This is a genomic window from Plantactinospora soyae (genome assembly GCF_014874095.1).
GTDB lineage: Bacteria > Actinomycetota > Actinomycetes > Mycobacteriales > Micromonosporaceae > Plantactinospora > Plantactinospora soyae.
This window is the reverse complement of record NZ_JADBEB010000001.1, coordinates 1,024,982-1,040,652: the sequence shown is the minus strand read 5'-3', so window position 1 is coordinate 1,040,652 and position 15,671 is coordinate 1,024,982. Positions and strand designations below refer to the sequence as shown.

The 15,671-nt window shown below is 72.3% G+C and carries 11 protein-coding genes; 4 read left to right on the top strand and 7 right to left on the bottom strand.

The window, feature by feature from the left end:
• Nucleotides 1–101: 101 nt before the first annotated feature.
• On the top strand, nt 102–2,021 hold the full coding sequence (locus H4W31_RS04625; RefSeq protein ID WP_192765505.1) for a BTAD domain-containing putative transcriptional regulator: 1,920 nt from the start codon (nt 102–104) through the stop codon (nt 2,019–2,021).
• Between the two features lie 16 nt (nt 2,022–2,037).
• Here the strand turns inward: H4W31_RS04625 and H4W31_RS04620 are convergent, their stop codons facing one another.
• Nucleotides 2,038–4,725 (bottom strand): type 1 periplasmic-binding domain-containing protein, encoded by a 2,688-nt coding sequence (locus tag H4W31_RS04620; RefSeq protein ID WP_192765504.1) that lies wholly within the window; start codon nt 4,723–4,725, stop codon nt 2,038–2,040.
• 301 nt (nt 4,726–5,026) lie between these two features.
• On the opposite strand from H4W31_RS04620, the gene H4W31_RS04615 reads away from it, so the two are divergent.
• The gene (locus H4W31_RS04615) at nt 5,027–7,177 is read left to right on the top strand and encodes a RecQ family ATP-dependent DNA helicase (RefSeq protein WP_192765503.1); all 2,151 of its coding nucleotides are present in this window, start codon (nt 5,027–5,029) and stop codon (nt 7,175–7,177) included.
• 19 nt (nt 7,178–7,196) lie between these two features.
• Here the strand turns inward: H4W31_RS04615 and H4W31_RS44120 are convergent, their stop codons facing one another.
• Entirely contained in the window at nt 7,197–8,165 is a 969-nt protein-coding gene (locus H4W31_RS44120; protein ID WP_192765502.1) for a C40 family peptidase, read from the bottom strand.
• Between the two features lie 145 nt (nt 8,166–8,310).
• On the opposite strand from H4W31_RS44120, the gene H4W31_RS04605 reads away from it, so the two are divergent.
• A complete protein-coding gene (locus H4W31_RS04605; protein WP_318783022.1) occupies nt 8,311–9,279 on the top strand; it encodes a hypothetical protein in 969 nt (322 codons plus the stop codon).
• Between the two features lie 67 nt (nt 9,280–9,346).
• On the opposite strand, the gene H4W31_RS04600 is transcribed toward H4W31_RS04605, so the two are convergent.
• From H4W31_RS04600 to H4W31_RS04590, 3 genes are all read right to left on the bottom strand, one after another.
• Nucleotides 9,347–9,769, bottom strand: a complete 423-nt coding sequence (locus H4W31_RS04600) for a helix-turn-helix domain-containing protein (RefSeq protein ID WP_192771841.1) — start codon at nt 9,767–9,769, stop codon at nt 9,347–9,349.
• 199 nt (nt 9,770–9,968) lie between these two features.
• Nucleotides 9,969–11,126 carry a class I SAM-dependent methyltransferase gene (locus tag H4W31_RS04595; RefSeq protein ID WP_192765501.1) on the bottom strand — a complete coding sequence of 386 codons (1,158 nt, stop codon included), beginning with the start codon at nt 11,124–11,126 and terminating at the stop codon, nt 9,969–9,971.
• Between the two features lie 136 nt (nt 11,127–11,262).
• Nucleotides 11,263–12,957 carry a DEAD/DEAH box helicase gene (locus tag H4W31_RS04590; protein WP_192765500.1) on the bottom strand — a complete coding sequence of 565 codons (1,695 nt, stop codon included), beginning with the start codon at nt 12,955–12,957 and terminating at the stop codon, nt 11,263–11,265.
• A gap of 396 nt (nt 12,958–13,353) precedes the next feature.
• On the opposite strand from H4W31_RS04590, the gene H4W31_RS04585 reads away from it, so the two are divergent.
• Nucleotides 13,354–14,124 carry a ferritin-like fold-containing protein gene (locus H4W31_RS04585; RefSeq protein WP_192765499.1) on the top strand — a complete coding sequence of 257 codons (771 nt, stop codon included), beginning with the start codon at nt 13,354–13,356 and terminating at the stop codon, nt 14,122–14,124.
• A gap of 34 nt (nt 14,125–14,158) precedes the next feature.
• On the opposite strand, the gene H4W31_RS04580 is transcribed toward H4W31_RS04585, so the two are convergent.
• Both H4W31_RS04580 and H4W31_RS04575 read right to left on the bottom strand, forming a co-directional pair.
• The gene (locus H4W31_RS04580; RefSeq protein WP_192765498.1) at nt 14,159–14,383 is read right to left on the bottom strand and encodes a DUF3107 domain-containing protein; all 225 of its coding nucleotides are present in this window, start codon (nt 14,381–14,383) and stop codon (nt 14,159–14,161) included.
• Between the two features lie 66 nt (nt 14,384–14,449).
• On the bottom strand, nt 14,450–15,088 hold the full coding sequence (locus H4W31_RS04575) for a TetR/AcrR family transcriptional regulator (protein WP_192765497.1): 639 nt from the start codon (nt 15,086–15,088) through the stop codon (nt 14,450–14,452).
• Between the last annotated feature and the right edge of the window lie 583 nt (nt 15,089–15,671).

Genomic DNA, 15,671 nt, shown 5'->3' with positions numbered 1-15,671 from the left:
CTCTGCGGCCCGGGCAATAGCGCGCTGCCGTTATGCTGCCGTCGGACTGCCGTGCGCTGGTCCGAATGGATTTCCGGGGGTGAGGGCGCATGGTGGGAACGGTGCGTTTCGAGATCCTCGGACCGCAGCGGGCCTGGCAGGACAGCCAGGAGTTGGATCTCGGTCCCGGCAAGCAGCGGGCGGTACTGGCGGTCCTGTTGCTGCACGCGGGACGTCCGGTGCCGACGACGCGGATCGTCGACGCCGTCTGGGCCGAGGACCCACCCGCGAACGGGCCCAACGTGGTGCAGAAGTACGTGGCCGGACTCCGCCGGGTCCTGGAACCGGACCGGTCCCCCCGGACTCCCGGCCAGGTGCTGAGCCTTACCGACGCCGGCTACCTGCTGCGGGTCGGTACCGACGACCTGGATCTCCTGCGCTTCGAACAGCGGACCCGGCGCGCCCAGGTGGCCCGGGCCGAGGGACGGTCGTCCGAGGCGGTCGGTGAACTACGGACCGCGCTCGATCTCTGGCGCGGCGATCCGTTCGAGGAGCTGATCGGTTCGTTCTTCGACTCGGCCCGGCACCGGCTCGTCGACATGCGGACCGCCGCCCTCGAAAGCTGGGCCGAGTTGGAGCTGCAACTCGGTCACCATCAGGAGGTGGTCGGGGAACTGGGTCGGCTGGTGGCGCAGTTCCCGGTCCGGGAGCGGCTGCGCTATCTGCTCATACTCGCGCTCTATCGGGCTGGACGGCAGGCGGAGGCGCTCACCTCGTTCCGGGAGATCCGGTCGCTGCTGCGCGACGAGCATGGCCTGGAACCCGGTGAGCAACTTCAGGAACTGCACCGCCGCATTCTGCGGTCCGATCCGATGCTGATGCTTCCGGAGCAGTTCGCGCCGGAACCGGAGGTCGTCGTGCCAGCGCCGCAGACCATCGCGGCGGAGTCGAGGACCGTCGTAGTGCCGGAGCCGGTCGTACCGCACCCGGCCGGACCGGGCGTGGACGCTGCGGTACCGCCGGCCGGAACGGGCGTGGAGGCTGCGGTACCTCTGGCCGGAACGCGGTCGGCACCCGACGGGCCGACAGGTTCGGCTGCGGAATCGGCGCCGACGACATCGTCCGTACCGGTGGCGGTGGTGGCCGAGGCGCCGCAGGTGCCGACGTCCGGCTGGCCGGGGGCGCCGGTGGATGGCAGGGCAGGAGGCGTTCCGCCCTTCGGCGGCGGGCCGCCGTTCCCGCTTCCGCCCCTGACCACGGCCTACCGGCAGAGCCGCGCCTGGCCCCTCTGGGTCAGCCACCTCGGCACCGTGCTCGCGGTGTTGACCGTCGTCCTCAGCGTCGGCACCTTCACCTGGTTGATCATGTTCAGCTACGCGGTACGGCGCCGCAGCTGGCCGCTCGCGGTGGCCGGCGCCGGCTATCTGGCGGTGGCGGTCGTCTTCTGCGTCGCGTTGGCCAGTATGGACCCGGATCCCGAGGTGCTGCCGACCGACACCGAGACGCTCGGGATCTTCGCCGGGCTACTGCTGGGTTGGTTGGGTGGCGCCGTGCACGTGATCCTGATCAACCGGGCCGTGAAGGCCATGTTCGGCGGGCGACTGGTCGCGCCCAACGAGCGGGTCGGTGCCGACCAACGAATGCGGCGGGAACAGGCCCGGTACCTGCTCTACCACTATCCGACCGCCCGGACGGAACTCCGGATCGGCCGACCGGATCTGCCGAGCGCCTTCGACGACGGTGGACTCGTCGACATCAACTCGGTCGCGGAGCACGTGGTCGCCGGGTTGCCCGGTCTCTCCGCCGAGCAGAGCCGGCAGATCCTGCTGGACCGCTGGCTGCGCGGCCCGTACGCCTCGTTGGAGGAACTGGTCGCCCGGTGCCTGCTGCCGATGGACGTGGCGGATCTTCTCCGGGAGATCCTGATCTTCCTGCCGCCGGTGTTCCCGGCTCCGCCGGCCTTTCCGGCCTCAGCGGCCTTCCCGGCCCGGCCGGTGGACGGCGCCGACGTGCCCTCGGCCGGACCGACCGGCCCCGGCTGACGAACGCGTCCACGGGTCACGCCGGCCGGCAGCGCCGATCGGCCTCGTCGGCGGCCGTACCGCAGTGGAAGACCTCGACCGGTTCGGTGTCGACGTCGGTCACCTGGGCCACCCGGACCAGCGAGATCCGCTTGGCCACCGGCTCACCCGAATCGGGTGCGAACCGGATCAGGCCGCTGACCCCGGGATAGCCGTTCTCCGCGTTCTGCCGCAGCACCTCGGTGTGTACGCCGACCGGGTTGACCGCCCGCGGATTCCACGCCTCCCGTGGATTGGCGTGTCGCAGCCGGGCGGCGAGGCTCTCCACCGCGCGTACCACCATCGTGGCGGCGTCGTAGGCGAGACTCACCCGCTCGCCGACCGGCACGCTGCCCTCGGCCCGGCACCGGGGCGGACTGAGCAGATCGTCGGCCTGCACCCAGGAGAGGAAACTGCCGCGTACGTCGTCGCGCTGGTCGCGCGCGGTACGCAGGGCGGCGCAGGTGGCCAGGGCGGCCTTTGACACGTACGTCACCGGAAGGTTCCCGGGTGCGCTCGCCCGGAGCCCCGGATTGGCCATGTACCGGTTGACCGAGTCGTCGCCGACCAGATGTGCGGGGGGATTGGGGCCGCACTCCTTGAGTCCCCGGAGGAACCCGTCGAACTCGGACCACCGACCGGCGAAGACCAGCAGGCCGGAGTAGCCGCACTCCTGGGTCAGCCGCTGACCGACCCGCCACTCCTGCACCAGGGTGAGCCGGCTGCCGAAGCGCTGCCGCAGTCCGCTGACCAGGGTGCCGACGTACAGGTCCTCGTCCAGGGAGCTGTCCTCCCCGGTGGTGTAGTACACGTGCGCCTCGTTGACCCGCAGGACCTGGCGGGCGTACTCGTCGATCAACGCCACCTGGTCCTGGTTCGGGGCGGAGATCTGCAGGTACAGCTTGGAGTTCTGGTGCATGCCGTCCGCCGAGAGCGTCGGTGCGAGCGTGGGCAGCCCGATCCGGTTGAGTTCGCGCAGCGCTCCGGCGGTGCTGGTACGGCTGTCCACCAGGCCGACCAGGCCGAGCACGGTCGGGTCGTCCCGGACCAGTTCTTCGAGCAACGCCACCGCCCGGCCGGCGTGCCGCATCTGATGGCCCCCGTTGGCGACGACGACCCGGAGCAGCGCCGCGCCGTCGGCTCCGGCAGACTCCCGGAGCAGCGCGTACTGCGCGGTCGCCATGCCCTCCAGCTCCTCCCGCTCGGAGACGTACGACTCCTCGTCGGCCCGGGTCCGGTTGCCGGTCAGGGTGCCGAGGTAGACGAGGGTCACCAGGGGCCGGCGCTGGGCACTGCGCTGCCAGACCTGCTCGGCGGCGGCGTTCTGTTGGAAGATCCGCCGCTGGACGTCCCGGAGCCGGTCCTGACCCGGATCGCGGTTGAAGACGTGCCCGGCGCTGTCGCTGTACCCGACACACTCGCCGCCGATCAGCTCCACCGAGACCGCGCCGTCGAACGGCCGGGGATGACAGCTGCGGTCCCACCGGGCGTTGACCCAGACGCCGGCCGCCACGAGCAGCAGCAGGCACAGCGCGGTGGGCAGGAAGCGGCGGGTCCACCAGGGCGGGTTCGGCGGGACGAAGTGGAGCAGTCCGCCCCTCGGCTCCGATCCGGCGCTCGGGTCGGCCAGCAGCAACGCGATCAGCCAGGCGGCGGGTCGGCGCAGCCGCCGCGTCTCCGGCAGCACGTCGACCCATTCGTCGTACGCCTCCTCGGCGTCTACCAACGAGTACGGCTCGGGCAGTTCCGGCGGGGGTCCGGTGCCCGACGCGACCACCAGCAGCGGATCGTTGCGACCCGTCTCGTTGCGGACGTCGTTGATCAGGCGGACCAGGGTGTGTCCCGGCCCGGCCGGCGTGACGTTGTCCAGCAACAGCACCGGGTACGCCGTCCGGCGCCAGCTCGCGGGTCGCCAGACCCGGCGCCGGTACGCCTGCCGGAGGTCCTCCAGGAACGCGTGGACCAGCAGCTTGTTCACCTGGTCCGGTTGCTCCCCGTCCCGCCAGCCGGCGGTGAGCCGCTCGGCGAAGCCGAGGAAGGTCACCGACTGCCGGGGGGCGAGGTACTGCTGGCGCATGAACCACCGGTAGTGCGGCCCGAGCAGCGGTACCCGACCGGAGATCGCGACCCGGAAGACGACGCTGGGAATCGCCCGTCGGACCAGCCAGAACACGAACTGGTACGCGGTGGAGACCAGGTCGGGGTCGCCGCTCGCGCCCCCGGCGGGGTCGGCGGCCGGCCGTGGCCCGCGCCGGTCCCGGAGCTGTCGGGCCAGGGCCGGTCGTCGGTCGTCGCCCGCCTCGGCCGCGTCCACGACGCTCTGGTGCAGCAGCCAGTCGGCGAGCGGGTAGTGCCGGAACCGCAGGCGTTCGCCGCCGAACGCCTCCACCGAGAGTTGCCGGTGCAGGTCCCGCAGCAGCGTGTCGATGTCCCCGCCGGATGGGGCCGCCAGGTCGAGCGCGGCGTGCGGGATCCGACGCCGCTGGCCCCGCCCCAGCACCCGGCGCAGCAGTGCGATCAGGTCCGGGGCACCGTCCGCCCGGACCAGCCAGATCAGCGGTAGCCGGCGGTCTCCGCGCCGGGGCCGACGCAGCAGCCGGGCCAGCAGGCCGAGGAATTCCGACCCGCCGGACGGCAGGCGCTCCCGACCCGAGGTCGGCTGGTTCTGCGCGGCCAGTCCCCGCATACGCACCTCCGCCGGTCGCTGTGCGTGGCACACAGATGACCATAGTGTCGCGGCGGCGGACAAGGGTCGGCCGGAAAGATCGGGTCTGGCCCCGACCGGCGACCTGACCGGCGACCCGGCCGGCGACCCGACCGGCGCCGGTGACCGCCGCCACGCCGGGCCGGCGTCGCCGCCGCGCCGTACGCTCCGCCAGGTCGGTGGTCGCTGGTAGAAATGCCGGGTGGACGACGACCCGACGATCAGCGCCGGCCGGGCGACGGATGACGATCAAGGCGTAGGCCTGGGCGGAGGCGGGGACCGGATGGCGGACGGGGATCGGGCGCTGGTGCGGGAGCGGGCCGAGGCGGTGCTGCGCCGGCTGGCCGGCGAGCACGCCCGGCTCCGGGAGGACCAGTGGCGGGCGATCGAGGCGCTGGTGGTCGACCAGCGCCGGGTGCTCTGCGTACAGCGCACGGGCTGGGGAAAGTCGGCGGTCTACTTCGTCGCGACCGCGCTGCTGCGGGAGGCGGGGAGCGGCGTCACAGAGCGGGCCACGGTCGCCGGTCCGACGGTGATCGTCTCGCCGCTGCTCGCGCTGATGCGCAACCAGGTCGAGGCGGCCGCCCGGGCCGGCATTCGGGCCCGCACCATCAACTCCGCGAACTCGGACGAGTGGGACGAGATCGCCACGGAGATCGGGACCGGGGCCGTCGACGTACTGCTGATCAGTCCCGAGCGGCTCAACAACCCCGACTTCCGGGACGGGGTGCTGCCCCGGCTGGCGGCCACCACCGGGCTGCTGGTGGTGGACGAGGCGCACTGCGTCTCCGACTGGGGGCACGACTTCCGGCCGGACTACCGCCGGCTGCGCACCTTCCTGGCCGGGTTGCCGGCCGGCACGCCGGTGCTGGCCACGACCGCCACCGCCAACAGCCGGGTCACCGACGACGTGGCGGAGCAACTCGGCGACGCGCTGGTGCTGCGTGGGCCACTGGACCGGGAGTCGCTGCGGCTGGCCGTACTCGAACTGCCGAGTCCGGCGTACCGGCTCGGCTGGCTCGCCGACCACCTCGACCGGCTCCCCGGATCCGGGATCATCTACACCCTGACCGTCGCGGCAGCCGCCGAGACCGCCGAGTTCCTGCGCGGGCGGGGGTACCCGGTCGCGTCGTACACCGGTCAGGTCGACGACGCGGACCGCCGCGCGGCCGAGCAGGATCTGCTGGACAACAAGCTGAAGGCCCTGGTGGCGACCTCGGCGCTGGGCATGGGGTTCGACAAGCCTGACCTCGGGTTCGTGGTGCACCTGGGCGCCCCGCCGTCGCCGATCGCCTACTACCAGCAGGTCGGGCGGGCCGGCCGGGCCGTCGGCGAGGCCGAGGTGCTGCTGCTGCCCGGCCAGGAGGACCAGGCGATCTGGCGGTACTTCGCCTCGCTGGCCTTTCCACCGGAGGAGCAGGTGCGGGCGGTGCTCGGCGCCCTGCGGCCGGACCGTCCGCTCTCCACCCAGGCCCTCGAACCCATCGTCGACCTGCGCCGGGCCCGGCTGGAGCTGATGCTCAAGGTGCTCGACGTCGACGGCGCGGTACGCCGGGTCCGGGGCGGGTGGCTGGCCACGGGCGAGCCGTGGCAGTACGACGCGGCCCGGTTGCACCGGGTGGCGCAGGCGCGTACCACCGAGCAGCAGGCCATGCGGGAGTACGCCGCGACGGACGGCTGCCGGATGGAGTTCCTCCGCCGCTGCCTGGACGATCCGGCGGCCACCGCCTGCGGGCGCTGTGACCGTTGCGCCGAGCCCCGGTTCGGGTCCGAGGTGTCGGCGCCGGCACTCGCGGCGGCGCAGGCGTTCCTCGGCCGCCCCGGCGTGGAGGTCACCCCGAAGAAGCTTTGGCCGACCGGGCTGGAGGCGGTCGGCGTACCGCTGCGCGGCAAGATCGGCCCCGGCGAGCAGGCGTACCCGGGGCGGGCCGTCGGACGGCTGTCCGATCTCGGTTGGGGTGGCCGGCTGCGCGCCCTGACCGGCCCGGACGCCTCGGACGCGGCCCTGCCGGACGACGTGGCGGGGGCCGTGATCGAGGTGCTGAAGGCCTGGGCGCACGGCGACGATCCCTGGCCGGCCCGACCGGTCGGGGTGGTCGCCGTCGGCTCGCGCCGCCGGGCCCGGCTGGTGGGTGGGCTCGCCGAACGGATCGCCGAGGTCGGCCGGCTGCCGTTGCTCGGCGAGGTGCCGGCCCGGACCGGGGAGTCGGCCGGCCCGGGTCCGCGCGGCAACAGCGCCCAGCGGGTACGCGCACTGCACGGCGCCTTCGAGGTGCCGGAGTCGCTGGCGGAGACCCTCGCCGGGCTGACCGGTCCGGTGCTGCTGGTCGACGATCTGGTCGACTCGGGCTGGACGATGACGATGGTCGCCCGGCTGCTGCGTCAGGCGGGCGCACCGGGCGTACTGCCGTTGGCGCTCGCGGTGGCGGGCTGACTGGCCGTGGTTGCCCGGGTCAGCCGGGTCGGCCGTAGCCGCGGATCGGCTGGTAGTCGACCCGGTCGATCCGGATCCGGGTGCCGGTACGGGGAGCGTGGATGATCTTGCCCCCGCCGATGTAGATCGCCACGTGGTGCAGGTCGCGGTAGTAGAAGACCAGATCGCCAGCCTGCCGCGCGGCCCGGCTGACCTGGGTGACGACTCTCCACTGCCGGGCGGCGTTGTGCGGCAGCCGTACGCCGGCAGCGGCCCAGGCGGCCGAGGTCAGGCCGGAGCAGTCGTACCCGTCGGGGCCGGACCCGCCCCACCGGTACCCCTTGCCGAGCTGGGCGTACGCGAACCGCACCGCCTTTCCGGCGGCTCCGGGAACCGGGTCGGGCAGCCGGGGTGCGGCCTCGACCGGCATACCCGCCGAGGGGTCGGGCAGGTGGGAGAGCCGGGCCAGGTCGGTCTCGATCGCGAGCTTGCGGGCGGCGAGCTGCCGCTCCTGGCCACGCTGCCGGGCGGCCAGCGCCTCGGCGGTACGCCGGGCCGCGGCCAGCCGTGCGTGGGACTCGGTCAACCGGGTGATGACGCGGTGCTGCGTCCGACTGAGCCGGTCCAGCAGGATCAGCGGGTCCACCAGGTTGTCCGGTGTCGCGGCGCTGAGCAGCGTACCCACGACGCCCAGCGAACGGGCGTCGCCGGTCCGGTAGGCGTGCGCCGCCAACAGGCTGACCTCGGTCCGATGCGCCTCGATCGAGCGCTCCAGCGGCCCCATCTCGGCGTGGATCGCCGCGCTGCTCGCCCTGGTCTCCCGAAGCTCTTCGCGCAGGTCGTTGTACTGCTCGATCACGATTTCCAACTGCTCCGCCATCACGCTGAGCTGCTGCTCGATCGGATCGGCGACCGGTGCTCCCCGGCCCGGGGTCGGGGTGAGGGCCAACGCCACGGTCATCCCGGCGGCGAGGGCGGTGGCGCGACGTGGCCATGCGGTGGTCGGCACGACCCTTTCAACGATCGGGGCCCGATCCAGGCCACGCCCTGCCGAGGGAATCTGTCCGGTTGCGTACCGTAATCGGAACCGTCGGTTGGGCACGGTCGGTGACCGGAAATGCGGCCGTACCTGACCAGGGGGTAACCTGCCCGGCGTGACCCAGGAGGAGCCAGCGGAGGCCGTGTCCGCCGTACCGGACCGGGGTACCGTCCGACTCGCCCTCACCCTGGGCGGCCTGGTCCTGGCCCTGCTCGCCGGCTTCGGCCTCGGCCGGCTGGACACCGGAACGGCGGCGACACCCGGCACCGGCCCGCTGCCGAGCGGCACCGACGACGGGCACAGCCACCCACCGGGAATGGGGCCGCACGAGCATCCGGCCGGCGCCGCCAGCCCCGGACCCGGTGGTGCCAGCGCGGGTGACGTGGGCGGCCTGGCGGTGAGCGCCGCCGGGTACACACTGGTGCCGACGGGTACGTCCCTGACCGCCGGTCGGGGACAGGACTTCCGGTTCCAGGTGCGCGGGGCGGACCGGCGGGTGGCCACCGGGTTCGCCGTGGTGCACGAGAAGCCGCTGCACATGATCGTGGTCCGTCGGGACCTCACCGGCTACCAGCATCTGCATCCGACGATGGCACCGGACGGGACCTGGAGCGTGCCGCTCACCCTGCCGACTCCGGGCGTCTGGCGGGCGTACGCCGACTTCACCGTTCTCGACGACGCGGCGGGACAGGTGCCGGTGACCCTCGGCGTCGACCTGGTGGCCACCGGCGCGTACGCCCCGCAGCCGCTTCCTCCGGCGGCCCGGGAGGCCACGGTCGACGGGTTCACCGTCACCTACGAGGGCACTCCGCAGGTCGGTGCCACCCAGCCGCTGCTGTTCCGGGTCTTCTCCGGCGGCAACCCTGTTTCCGCCCTGGAGCCCTACCTCGGCGCGTACGGGCACCTGGTGGCGCTGCGCGAGGGTGACCTGGGCTACGTCCACGTCCATCCGGAGACCGAACTGGCGGGCGGGGCGGTGAAGTTCTGGCTGGCCGCGCCGAGCCCCGGCCGCTATCGGCTGTACTTCGACTTCCAGGTGGCCGGAACGGTGCACACCGCCGAGTTCACCCTGACCGTCCCCTGACCCGGGTGACCCGTGCTATCCGGCTCGCCGGCTGAGCGGGCTTATCCGGCTCGCCGACGGAGCAGGCTTATCCGGCTCGCCGGACCTGGCGATGGGCCAGGTAGCGGAGCATGTCGCGGATCAGCTTCTTCTCCTCGGGCGCCACGGCGGGGTCGGTGAGCCGGGCCATGATCACCCGTAGGTCGGCGTCCACCGGCGGATCGACCCGGTCCTTCCGGGCGAGGCTGGCCGGTTCACCGTCGGGCAGCCCGAGCGCCCGGAACGCCGCACCGACCGGCACGTCGAGGGCGGAACAGAATCCGCGTACCTTGGCCAGCTCCGGATAGTCCTGCCAGTCGCCGGCGAGCCAGCGGAAGACGGTCGAGCGGCCGACCCCGGTCTGGGCGGCCACGTCGCTGACCGTCCAGCCGTGCTCGCTCTTCGCGTCGTCGATGGCTCGCCGTACGAAGCGGGCGAAGGCTGCCTGCGGCGAGTCCTGTGCAGCACCGATGCTCAGCGGAGATCCCTTTCGCCAGACCTCGGGTGGTCGTTTTGAGACTAGTCCGCGAGGGTGGTGGGGAAATCCGACTGACCGACCGACCCACCGGTACCCTCGGCCAGATATCGCATCCGGTCACCGGCTGATCACGCCGATATCGGCAACGGTCCCGCAGCCGGCGACGCCGCCGGAGCCAGTTCCCGATCGGGGCCTATCCGGCCAGCGGCGGCCGGTCGAGCAGGGTCTGGAGCCGGGGAGTGAGCTGCCAGTCACCGATCAGCGCGCGGTACTCGTCCCGTTGCTGGTCGGTCGGTTCGGCTCCGGTGTGCCGGGCCCGGAGCAGCAGGTTGCGTGGGGTGTGCTGGGAGTCGACGAATTCGACCACCTCGACCCGGTAGCCGTGCAGTCGCAGCAGCGCCGCCCGGAGCGCATCGGTGAGTACGTCGGCGAAGCGTTCCCGCAGGATGCCCTGCCGGACCAGCGGATCGTACGGCCCCGGGGCCGGACTGGTCCGCAGTTGCGCGGCGAGGTCGTGGTGGCAGCACGGGGCGGCCAGCACCCATCGGGCCCGCCAGCCCACCGCCCGGGCCAGCGCCTCGTCGGTCGCGGTGTCGCAGGCGTGCAGGGCCAGTACGAGATCGGGCGCCGGTTCCACCACCGCGTCCAGAATCGTGCCGGCCACGAACCGGACCTGGTCGTCGCAGCCGAGTTCGCGGGCGAGCGCGGTGTTGCGCTGGCGCTGGTCCTCGCGTACGTCCACGCCGACCAGTTCGACGTCGATGCCCCGACCGGCCAGGTAGCGGTACGCCGCGAAGGTCAGGTACGCGTTGCCGCAGCCGAGGTCGACCACCCGCAACGGCCCGGTCAGGTCGTCGGGCAGGGTCGCCGCCAGGGCGCGTAGGAACGCGTCGACCTGGCGTCGTTTGGCGGCGCTGCCGCCGATCGCGCCGAACAGCGGGTCACCGGGATCGAGGAGGTGCTCCTTGGCGCGGTCGTGCGAACCGACCGGACCCGTTCCGCGCTGTGCGGCGGCGCGGTGCACCTGTGCCTCGCCCCGCTTGGTCACCCGGAGTTGCAGGGTCGCCGTCGCCGTCTCGACGTGCCAGTTGCCGAACGGCTCGGCCAGCAGCGCGTCCACCGCGGCGTGCGCCTCGGGACCGGGCTCGACGTTCCGGGTGTACGGCCGTGCGCCGTCATCGGTGACGATCTGCAACCGGGAGCCGGATTTGAGGGCCACCGGGCGGAGTTCGGCGCGTACCACGGTGGGAAGTTCTCCGCGTCGTCGCCCGGCGGCGACGGCGCGGGTCAGTCCGGGGTCGAGCAGCAGCGCCCGTACTTCGGCGAGCGCCACGTCGAGAAGTTGCGGCATCTTTCCATTCTCCGCCGGTGTTCCCGGCCTGGTCGCCCGGCCGTCCCGGGCAGCCGAGGTGTCCGCTGCCGGGGCGGCCCCGGCGGGTACCGGTGGCCGGGTCGGAACCCGACCACCGCACTCGGCGGGGTTGAACTCAGCTGTCGGTCGACTGCTCGCCGGCGGAACCGGAGCCCCGCCGCCGCCGTCGGCGCCGACGCGGCTTGCCGGCGGCGTCGCCGTCGACCACCGTCGGCGTGCCGACGGCCGTGCCCTCGGCGGTCTCGGCCGCGCGGCCGACTCCGGCCTCCACGGTCTCCGGCGTGCCAGCCGTCTCGGCGACGACCTCGCCGGCCCGCCGCCGTCGGCGCTGCCGCCGTCGCGGCTCGTCCGAGCCGGTGACCTCGGCCGCCGGTCCGACGACCGGCTCGGCCGGGCTGGTGCTGCGGCTGGTGCTGCCACGCCGGTCACGGGAACGTCCCGCACCGTCGCCGCGACCCGGGCCGCGACGAGCGGTCGTACCCCTGGACCGGCCGCCACCGAGGTCCTCCTCGACCTCGGCGGAGAGCCCGGCCCGGGTCCGCTCGGCGGACGGCAGCGTGCCGGCCACGTCGGTCGGGATGTCGAGGTCGGTGTAGAGATGCGCCGAGGTGTGGTACGTCTCCTGCGGTTCCGGCATCTCCAGCCCGAGGGTCTTGTCGATGATCCGCCAACGGGGCATGTCGTCCCAGTCGACGAAGGTCACCGCGACACCGGTCGCGCCGGCCCGACCGGTACGGCCGATCCGGTGCGTGTAGGTGTCCTGGTCCTCGGGACAGTCGTAGTTGATGACGTGGGTGACACCGGTGACGTCGAGCCCGCGTGCCGCCACGTCGGTGGCGACCAGTACGTCGATCTTCCCGGCCCGGAACGCGCGCAGCGCCCGCTCCCGGGCACCCTGGCCCAGGTCACCGTGTACGGCCGCGACCGCGAACCCACGGAAGTCGAGGTCCTCGGCGACCCGGTCGGCGGCCCGCTTGGTACGGGTGAAGATCATGGTCAGGCCACGTCCCCGCGCCTGCATGATCCGGGCGACGATCTCGATCTTGTTCATCGAGTGGGTGCGGTAGACCAGCTGCTCGGTCTGCGGGGACGGTCCGGTCTCGGCGGTGTGCCCCGCGTGGATCGTCACCGGCTGGCGGAGGAATCGGCGGGAGAGCGCGACGATGGGATCCGGCATGGTGGCCGAGAAGAGCATCGTCTGCCGGTCCTCCGGCAACATCGCCAGGATCTTCTCGACGTCGTCGAGGAAGCCCAGGTCGAGCATCCGGTCCGCCTCGTCGAGGACGAGTGCGTGCACCCGGTCCAGTCGGAGGTGCTTCTGCTTGGCCAGGTCCAGCAACCGGCCGGGCGTACCGACCAGGATCTCGACGCCCTTGCGGAGCGCGTCGACCTGCGGCTCGTACGCCACACCGCCGTAGATCGGCAGTACCCGTACGTTCCGGGTCTTGCCGGCCGCGGCGAGATCCTTCGCGACCTGCAACCCCAGCTCACGGGTTGGTACGACGACAAGTGCCTGGGGCAGGCCGTCGCTGCCCTCGCCGGGCGCGAAGACCCGGTCCAGCAGCGGTACGCCGAAGCCCAGGGTCTTTCCGGTACCGGTGGGTGCCTGGCCGATCAGGTCGGTGCCGCGCAGCCCGATCGGCAGCGCGTACTCCTGGATGGCGAAGGCCCGGGTGATGCCGACCGCAGCGAGTGCGGCGACGGTTTCCTCGCGCGCTCCGAGCTCCGCGAACGTGGGAGCCTCGGGGCGGACCGGTGCGTCGGCGGCCAGCGCCTCACCAGCCATGATTTCTTCGATGTGATCGCTCATGTGGTTGTGGGGGTGCCCTCTCGTGGTGCGCCCCGTTCGTCCGAAGGGCGCGATGTCGGTATGGCGCGGGCCACACGGTTGACGGCTCAAACCGCCGAGAAAAGACCGGGCCGCACGCGCGCCGCGGAGCAGAATTTGCGGGAACCGACAGGACCCGTGGATCTCTGCCGCCTGCGGCAACTGATCCATGCTACCTGAGCCGGGTAAATGTCGCCTCCGGTCGGTCAGCTACGGCTCCGCCCGGGGTATTTCGATGTGACGTCCGTTACACCCCGTCGACGGCTGCTGCCTCGTCCCGGATGTCCGGTACGCCGCCTCGGCGGCGCCGCGTACGGAATCCGTCCGGCTCCTGGCGGTAGGGGCCCGGCCGGGGGCGCCGGGCGGTAACCTGCGGGCGTGTCCGCCCCCGCAGACCCCACCCCCAGCACATCCGCCGCATCCGAGCCGGCTGTTCCGGCTGTACCGGTTGTCGCCGAAGATGTCGCCGTTGTCGCAGATGTCCCCGGTGTCGATGTCGTCGATCCGACGGCTTCGGCCGCCGTCGTCGACCTGCTCGGCCTGGTCGCGTACGGCGAACTGGTCGCCTTCGACCGGATGGCCGCAGACGCCCGATTGGCGCCTGACCTGGCTCGACGTGCCGTACTGAGCGAGATGGCGGCCGTGGAGATCACCAACTACCGGCGGCTCGCCGATCGGCTCACCGAACTCGGGGTGGCGCCCGGCGAGGCGATGTCCCCGTTCGTGCCGGCGTTGCAGTCGTACCACGACTCGACCGAGCCCAAGGACTGGCTGGAGGCGCTGACCAAGGCGTACGTCGGCGAGGGCATCGCGGACGACTTCGTCCGGGAGATGGCGGCCTTCCTCGCCGAACCCGACCGGCAGCTCGTGCTCGACGTGCTGCACGACTCCCGGTACGACGAGTTCGCCGGCCAGGAGATCCGGCTGGCGATCGCGGCCGACCCGAAGGTCGCGAACCGACTCTCGATGTGGGCCCGCCGACTCGTCGGGGAGGGATTGTCCCAGGCCGGTCGGATGGCCGGTGAGCGGAGAACGCTGACCGCCCTGATCGCCAGCGGTTTCGACGATCAGGCCGGAGCGCAGGGTCTGTTCAAGCGGATCACCGCCGCGCACACCATCCGGATGTCCGCGGTGGGGCTGAACAACTGACCTTCGGCACCAAACCCGCCGGGGCGGGACGGAATCAGCGGGAGACGAACCCGACCGCCCGGGGCGACGCCTCGGCGATCTCGACGTACGCCACCTTGTCGACGGGCACGATGACCCGTCGGCCCTTCTCGTCCGTCAGCGACAGCGTGCCGTTGTTGGTGAGGGCGTCCGTCACGATCTGCTCGATCTCGGCCGGCGTCTGCGCGCTCTCCAGGACCAGCTCGCGCGGCGCGTACTGCACGCCGATCTTGACCTCCACGGGGCCTCCTCATTCGGGGCGAAAGATCCGCCGTCGGCAAGGCTATCCGATTGGTGGGGGCAACTGTCAGGCCGACTCGCCCTGCAACGGAAAGCTCGCGATTCCGCGCCAGGACAGGCCGGTGAGCAGGGCCTCCGCCTCGGCCTTCGGCACCTTCCGCCCGCCGGCCAACCAGAACTGGGCCGCCGTCTCGGCCGCCCCGACCAGTCCGGAGGCGAGGAGTTCGGCACGCGACCGGCTCACCCCGGTGTCCGAGATGATGGTGTCGGTGATCGCCGCGATGCAGCCCTGCTCCACCCGTTCGACCCGCTCGCGTACGGCCGGCTCGTTGCGCAGGTCCGACTCGAAGACCAGCCGGAACGCCCCGCTCTCGTGGTCGACGAAGTCGAAGTAGGCCCGAACCGCCCCGCTGACCCGTTCCTTGTTGTCGCTGGTCGCCGCCATGGCTTCCCGGACCTTCGCCACGATCGCGTCGCAGTGGGTGTCCAGCAACGCCAGGTAGAGCTCCAACTTGCCAGGAAAGTGCTGGTAGAGGACGGGCTTGGAGACCCCGGCCCGCTCGGCGATGTCATCCATCGCGGCCGAGTGGTACCCCTGGGCGACGAACACCTCCTGGGCCGCCGCGAGCAGCTGTTTACGCCGTGCCGAGCGCGGCAGACGAGTTGGCCGGCCGGCTGTCTGTGCGCCGTTTCCCACCTGGGTCATGGTCACCTCCGCTTCACGTCGCACGCCGTCGACCTTCTTGACGAACCGGGCGGGGTACATCCCTTGACTGCCGAATTAGCCCGCCGCTGTAACTTATCGGCACTGCCACCACACGGTAGCCTCAGCGGGGGCGACCAAGGAGCGCACGGTGGACGAAACAGGGCAACCCGGAGCCCCCACACCGGGAGAGCACGGTAACGGGGCAGGTCCGCAGGGTGACCCGGCCCGCTCGGCCAATGGCTGGGCGGCCGACGCGGGCTGGTCCGGTGCGGAGAGCGGCGTCGATCCGAACGGGCGGCAGTGGCATCAGCCGGCCGAGCCGGTGGTGACACACGGTTGGGGTGACCGTTCCCCGCACTACGTGCCCCGGCCGTTACCGGCATCGCCCGGCATTCCGATCCGCGAACTCCGGCAGCCGGTCAACGGCGTACATCTGGGCGAGGCGCAGGAGGCCGAACGCGGGTGGGCCGGGCGGACGGTGCAGGGCGAGGCGGTCTACCCGTACGAGGCAGAGGTCGCCGAGCCGTCCGAGCGGCGTGCCGTCGGGCCGGACCCGGCCAGCGGTGTGGGAACGGACTATTCC

Coding starts and splice junctions, on each gene's coding strand:
- H4W31_RS04575 (WP_192765497.1), bottom strand. CDS start 15,088: ATGACCCAGGTGGGAAACGGCGCACAGACAGCCGGCCGGCCAACTCGT.
- H4W31_RS04615 (WP_192765503.1), top strand. CDS start 5,027: ATGGCGGACGGGGATCGGGCGCTGGTGCGGGAGCGGGCCGAGGCGGTG.
- H4W31_RS04620 (WP_192765504.1), bottom strand. CDS start 4,725: ATGCGGGGACTGGCCGCGCAGAACCAGCCGACCTCGGGTCGGGAGCGC.
- H4W31_RS04590 (WP_192765500.1), bottom strand. CDS start 12,957: ATGAGCGATCACATCGAAGAAATCATGGCTGGTGAGGCGCTGGCCGCC.
- H4W31_RS04595 (WP_192765501.1), bottom strand. CDS start 11,126: ATGCCGCAACTTCTCGACGTGGCGCTCGCCGAAGTACGGGCGCTGCTG.